Consider the following 5,692-nt stretch of genomic DNA (forward strand, 5'->3'; position numbering starts at 1 on the left):
GCCAAGGGTTTCTTCGATGGCCAGGTCGCCGCGGTTGATCTCAACGCGTCGCCCAACGGCCTGTTCCGCATCCTTGTCACCGAAAGCCCAGACCGTGATCCGTGGCCGGACGAACGCGCCGTACGGCTGGGTGCCAAGGTGCGCGGCTGGGTGCAGATGAACACCGTACCGATCTGGTTCGAACTGTGGCGGCTGCTCAACGATTTCCCGCTGCAGTTCACGAGGCCAGGCGCAGAGCCGGCGATGAACGGCGAGGTGAAGGCGCCAACGGGCAGTGATGCGTCCTCGTCTGCCAAGTAAGGCCGGATTGCTGGCGCTGCTGCTGGCTGCTGTCCCGTTGACAGCTGTCCCCGGGGCGGCCCAGCAGCCAGACCAGCCGCAGCCCAGCAACCGGCGCCAGCTGGAGGCTGACGCCCGAGATGCCGCACAGCCGCTGCCGGCCGCAAGCGCTCCGCTCGAGCTGGCCGAGGTGCTGGCCGCCAGCCGCTTCCACGCGCCGCAAGTGTTGGAAGCGCTGGCGCGGGTGCGCGGCGCGGAAAGCCGCGTGCTCACCACCGAAGGCGCCTTCGATACGTTGTTCAGTGCCAACGCCGAAGCCCGGCCAACTGGCTTCTATGATGGCGCCGAAGCCGGCTTCCGCCTGTCGCAGCCGCTGACCACCAACGGCGGCTCCGTCTACGGTGGATACGACATTTCGCGCGGCAGCTTTTCCTCGTCGCAATCAGGCAACAACACCGCCCAGCTGGGCCGTCTCACCGTTGGCACGATGTTCGCGCTGCTGCGCGATCGCGACATTGATGAACGCCGATTCAACCGCGCCATTGCCACCGGTGATGTCGTGCTGGCCGATAATGATCGGCTGCTGGTTGCCATCGGCGTGCAGGCCCGCGCCATCACCGCTTACAACAACTGGGTGATCGCCGGTCAGCGCGTGGCGGTGTTCAAGGGGCTGCTGCAACTGGCGCTCGATCGCCAGGCCGGTTTCAAGCGCCAGGTCACAGAGGGCCTGCGCCCGGCCATCCTGCTAACCGAGAATGAACAGAATATACTGCGCCGGCAAACCCTGGTGGTGCAGGCCGAACAGGCGTTGCAGGTGGCGGCGGTCGGCCTGTCCCTGTTCTGGCGCGATGCCGATGGCAACCCGATCGTGCCCGGCCCGGAGCGGCTGCCGCGCCGGCTTGGCGATCCGCTGCCGTTGGCCGATGATATGATGGCCGCGCTGGAAAACCGGCCCGATCTGAAAGTGGTGGATGTGCGCAACGCCCAGGCTCGCACCAGGCTGCAGCTTGATCGCAACAACTTCCTGCCCCGCCTCGATGTGAAGGCCGAGGTGAACCAATATGTCGGCGATGCCGGAACCGCCGGCCGGCCGTTCACCGGCACGGCCTCCATGGTAGGGCTCAACCTGTCGGTGCCGCTGCAGCAGCGCCTGGCACGCGGTCGGTTGGGTCAGACGCGCGCCGAACTGGACGGATTCCAGCAACGCCGCCGCTTCATCGAGGATCAGATCCGCATCGAGATCTCCGGTTTGTCCATCGCCGCCCGCCAGTCGCGCCGGCTGCTGGGCATTGCCATCGACGAACAGGATCGCGCGCTTACCATGGCCGGCGCCGAACGCCGCCGCTTTCAGCAAGGTGCGTCGGATTTCTTCGTCGTCAATCTGCGCGAGGAAGCCGCGGCCGATGCGCAGGTGCGCCGGTTGGATGCCGCCTTCCGCCAGATCGTCGCCCATGCCGATCTGGCAGCCGCCACGGCGGATGTGAAAGCCTTGGGGCTGGACGGCAGCTGATCAGGGTGATTGCGGAGTTGCCCGACTGCAACGCCGCTGGCATAGAGCGGCCATGAACCGCCGCTCGTCGGGTCTGATTTTTGTCGCCATTTGCGTGGCAGCGTTGGCGCTGCGCCTGCTGTTGCCGGCGGGCTGGATGCCGGTGGCGACGGGAAACGGCGGCATGGCCATCACCCTTTGCAGCGGTGCCGTGTTGCCTACAGATCCAGGCCCGCCCGCACCGGGCGACGATCAACGCTGCGGCTTTGGGCTGGCGCTGGGGCCGCTGCTGGCCACGGCGGCGCTGTTACTGCTGCCGCTGGCCGTGTCATTCTTGCCGATGCCGGCGGTGCCGCCCGTGCGGCAGATGGCCCGCCACCACCGCGCTCGCCCGCCCGGCCAGGGGCCGCCTTTCACTTGATCACCGCAGCCGGCTCCGGCCGGCCCATGCTGTTTTCAGGAGACCATCATGAAGTTGATTCCAATTGCGGGCCTTTTGCTGGGCCTGTCCGCGCCATCGCTGGCGCATGAATACAAGGCCGGCGCGCTGCTGGTCGACCATCCCATTATCCGCGTTGCCAGCCCGGAATCGAAAACCGGCGCCGGTTTCATGACCATCACCAACAAGGGCAAGGCTGCAGACCGGCTGCTGTCGGTCAGCACCGCTGCATCCGGTCGTTCCGATCTCCACGGCACGTTAAATGAGGGCGGCGTCATGAAGATGCGCGCCCAGGCCGGCGGCGTGCCGATTCCGGCGGGCGGCAAGGTCAGCTTTGCCCCCGGTGGCCTGCATGTGATGTTCATCGGGCTGAAGGCGTCGGTGGAGCCGGGCCAGATGATCAAGGCGCGGTTGATGTTTGAAAAGGCCGGGCCGGTAGACGTGGCGTTCAAGGCTGAGACAGCTGCCAGTGCGCATCATGACCATCATTGATCAAGCAAGGGAGACGACACGATGAAGACGAACATCATCACCACCGCTCTGGCCGCAATTGCCCTGGCCGCCCCGGCGGCAGCGCAGGATGCCAAGGCCGGTGAAAAGGCCTTTGTGCAGTGCAAGGCCTGCCACAGCGTGGTGAAGGGCCAGAACCGCATCGGGCCGTCATTGGCCGGCGTGGTGGGCCGCAAATCCGCCAGCGTCGCCGGCTTCAGCTATTCGGCGGCCATGAAAGCCAAGGGCGTCAGCTGGACCGAGGCCAATCTCGATACCTATCTCACCAAGCCGGCGGTCTATGTGAAAGGGACCAAGATGGCCTTTGCCGGCATCGCCGATGCCAAGAAGCGCAAGGACGTGATCGCTTATCTGAAGACGCTGAAGTGAGCGCCCGCGCCAACCGCCGGCTCAGCCGAGCCGGCGGTTGAGCGTGAGGTTGAGGATATGGTTGCCGGCGTTGGGGCCGGGACGATTGATATGTTGGTGCATGTAACCGGCTTCGAGATTCAGCCGCTTGCCCAGCGGCTGCAGCCAGCCCACAACCACCCGCTGCTGATCAAAGCCGCGGCGCGCGCCCCTATCGGTGCTGTTGAACGCCACGAACGTTTCGCTGATCAGCAGCGGACCGGCGGTGCCCGGCCCGTTCAGCGGCGCCTGCAGCCGCCAGAACATGCGCAGCCGCCAGCCAAGATCGTTGGCGTTCTCGAACGTACGTTGTTCCAGCCGCCAACGCGTGATCAACGCCAATCCGTTTGGCTGCCGGAACACCGGCCCCATCACCTGCTGCCAGAACCGGTGTTCGTCACTGGTCCGGCCCGGCGCCGGGTTGTTGTGCTGAAAATGGTAGCCGGCGTGGAAATCAATGTCGTTCCTGGTGCGCACACCCACGCCCACCCGCGCGATCACCTGTCCCAGCCGCCCGGCATCGCGGGTTAAGCGCGGCTGGCCTTCAGCCCACAGCAGCAATTTGCCGTCTACCGGCCCCTGCACCAGCAGCGTGTTCCAGCTTTGCACATCCTGCGCGGCGGCGGGGGCGGCCACTAGCAGGCCCAAGATGAAGCGCGTGTAATACATCACCGCTCACTGCCAAGCCAATGTGGCAGTGCTGTGACAGTTCAGGCCTTCAGCAGGCTGACATCCAGCGGCAATTTGCGCAGCCTCACGCCCGTCGCCGCAAAAATCGCACTGGCCAGCGCCGGCGCGACCGCCGGATAGGCTGGCTCTCCCAGCCCCGTCACCGGATAATCCGGGGTGAGGAAAGCGACTTCGATTGGCGGGATCAGTTCGTTGCGCAACATCGGCAAGTCGCCGAAGTTGCGCTGTTCGATGGCGCCATCGGCAAAGGTGATTTCGTGGCCCATGCACGCGCCCAGCGCATCCAATATGCTGCCCTGAACCTGGTTCATGGCGCCGGCAGGATTGACGATCTGGCGGCCGATATCGCCGGCCACCCACACATTGTGCACCTTCACCGTGCCGTCTGCCGCCACACTGGCTTCGATCACATTGGCGAAATAGCCCAGATGGCTGAAATGGAAGGCCACGCCCAGCCCGGTACGCTTGGGCAGTTTCCGGCCCCAGCCGGCCATGGCGGCAGCCTTGTCCAGCACGGCGCGCATGCGGCCGGTGTTGTACGGCCCGCGCGATTTGGGATCGCCGATGATGCGGGAAGTCCCTAAGAAATCGCGGCGGAACTGCACCGGATCAGCGCCGGCAGCGTGCGCCAGTTCATCGATGAAGCACTGGGTGACAAAGCCAAAGGCGTTGTTGGACGGCGCCCGCAAAAATCCGGTGGTGTGGATCAGCGGCAACACGGTGGCGCCCAACCGGAAATCATCGACAATGCCGGCGGGGAAATCGGTGGGGCCGATGCCGGCGGCGCGGGCGAACTTGCCGTCGCGGCCATAGCTGATGAAATGATTGTCCCACGCGATGCAGCGGCCTTGGGCATCCAGCCCGGCTTCCAGATAATGCCAGCCGCCGGGGCGCAGGAAATCCTGAGTGATGTCGTCTTCGCGGGTCCACGTCAGCTTCACCGGCCGGCCTGCCTGCTTTGCGATGGCCGCCGCTTCCACCATATAATCATTCTGCAAGCGCCGGCCGAACCCGCCGCCCACCCGCATCATGTGGATAGTGACATTCTCGGGCGGGATGCCCAGCAGTTTCGCCACGGCGGCGCGGCCCGGTTCCGGATTCTGCGTTGGCGCCCAGATCTCGACCTTGTCGCCATCAACGCGGGCCGTGCAATTGATCGGCTCCATCGGCACATGCGGGATGAAGGGGTAGGCATAGTCGGCGGCCACGCGCTTGGTGGCCTTGGCCATCGCCGCGCTCACATCGCCGCTGGCGTGGATCGGCATGGCGGGCGGCTTGCCTTTGGCATCGGCCGCCAGCTTCGCCCAATTGGCGGTGGACTGGAAGGCGGCGGGGCTGTCGCTCCATTCCACCTTCAACGCAGCGCGGGCGCGCTCGGCGTGCCAGGTCGTGTCAGCAAGGATGGCGACACCGCTGGCCAGGCCTTCATATTCCTCGGTGCCGGCCACGATGAAGGCGTCCTTCACGCCGCCCATCGCCTTGATCGCCGCCAGATTGGCCGATTTCACCTTTGCGCCCTGCACGCCAGATTTGTGGAAGGCCGCGTACAGCATCCCCGGCACCACCGCATCGATGCCGTAATCCTGCTTGCCGGCTACGATGGCGCGGTTGTTCACGCCGGGTTGGAAGCTGCCGATCAGGCGGAAGGCCTTGGGGTCTTTCACGGCCACGCTCGCCGCGTCCGGCGCGGGAAGGGCAGCGGCCCCAGCCGCGAACTGGCCATAAGGCGCGCGCTTCGTGCCGTGGACTACATGGCCCTTGTCTGTGTTCAGCTCTGCCACCGGCACGCCCCATGCGGTGGACGCTGCCTGCAAAATCATTCCGCGCGCCGCTGCGCCCACCCGGCGCATCGGTTCATATTGCGTCGGCATCGCCTGCGATCCGCCAGCCACCTGCCG

The 5,692-nt window shown here is 65.7% G+C and carries 6 protein-coding genes and 1 pseudogene; 5 read left to right on the forward strand and 2 right to left on the reverse strand.

Annotated features, from left to right (window positions below):
- The 5 genes and pseudogenes from Q7O19_RS12795 to Q7O19_RS12815 form a co-directional block, all read left to right on the forward strand.
- Window positions 1-300 (forward strand): annotated as a pseudogene (locus Q7O19_RS12795) (RND transporter); the annotation flags it as partial.
- Window positions 301-337: 37 nt separating this feature from the next.
- On the forward strand, window positions 338-1,789 hold the full coding sequence (locus Q7O19_RS12800) for a TolC family protein (protein ID WP_303810885.1): 1,452 nt from the start codon (window positions 338-340) through the stop codon (window positions 1,787-1,789).
- Between the two features lie 52 nt (window positions 1,790-1,841).
- Entirely contained in the window at window positions 1,842-2,189 is a 348-nt protein-coding gene (locus Q7O19_RS12805) for a hypothetical protein (RefSeq protein WP_303810886.1), read from the forward strand.
- A 48-nt stretch (window positions 2,190-2,237) separates the two neighbouring features.
- The gene (locus Q7O19_RS12810; protein WP_303810887.1) at window positions 2,238-2,699 is read left to right on the forward strand and encodes a copper chaperone PCu(A)C; all 462 of its coding nucleotides are present in this window, start codon (window positions 2,238-2,240) and stop codon (window positions 2,697-2,699) included.
- A 21-nt stretch (window positions 2,700-2,720) separates the two neighbouring features.
- The gene (locus Q7O19_RS12815; RefSeq protein WP_303810888.1) at window positions 2,721-3,086 is read left to right on the forward strand and encodes a cytochrome c family protein; all 366 of its coding nucleotides are present in this window, start codon (window positions 2,721-2,723) and stop codon (window positions 3,084-3,086) included.
- A gap of 21 nt (window positions 3,087-3,107) precedes the next feature.
- On the opposite strand, the gene Q7O19_RS12820 is transcribed toward Q7O19_RS12815, so the two are convergent.
- Window positions 3,108-3,773: a DUF2490 domain-containing protein gene (locus Q7O19_RS12820; protein WP_303810889.1), complete on the reverse strand. Its 666-nt coding sequence runs from the start codon at window positions 3,771-3,773 to the stop codon at window positions 3,108-3,110.
- A gap of 41 nt (window positions 3,774-3,814) precedes the next feature.
- On the reverse strand, window positions 3,815-5,692 hold a 1,878-nt coding region (locus tag Q7O19_RS12825), incomplete at its 5' end, for a xanthine dehydrogenase family protein molybdopterin-binding subunit (protein ID WP_303810890.1).

Origin of the sequence: Sandarakinorhabdus limnophila DSM 17366 (assembly GCF_945882885.1) — a bacterium.
In the GTDB taxonomy this organism is placed as follows: Bacteria; Pseudomonadota; Alphaproteobacteria; order Sphingomonadales; family Sphingomonadaceae; genus Sandarakinorhabdus; species Sandarakinorhabdus limnophila_A.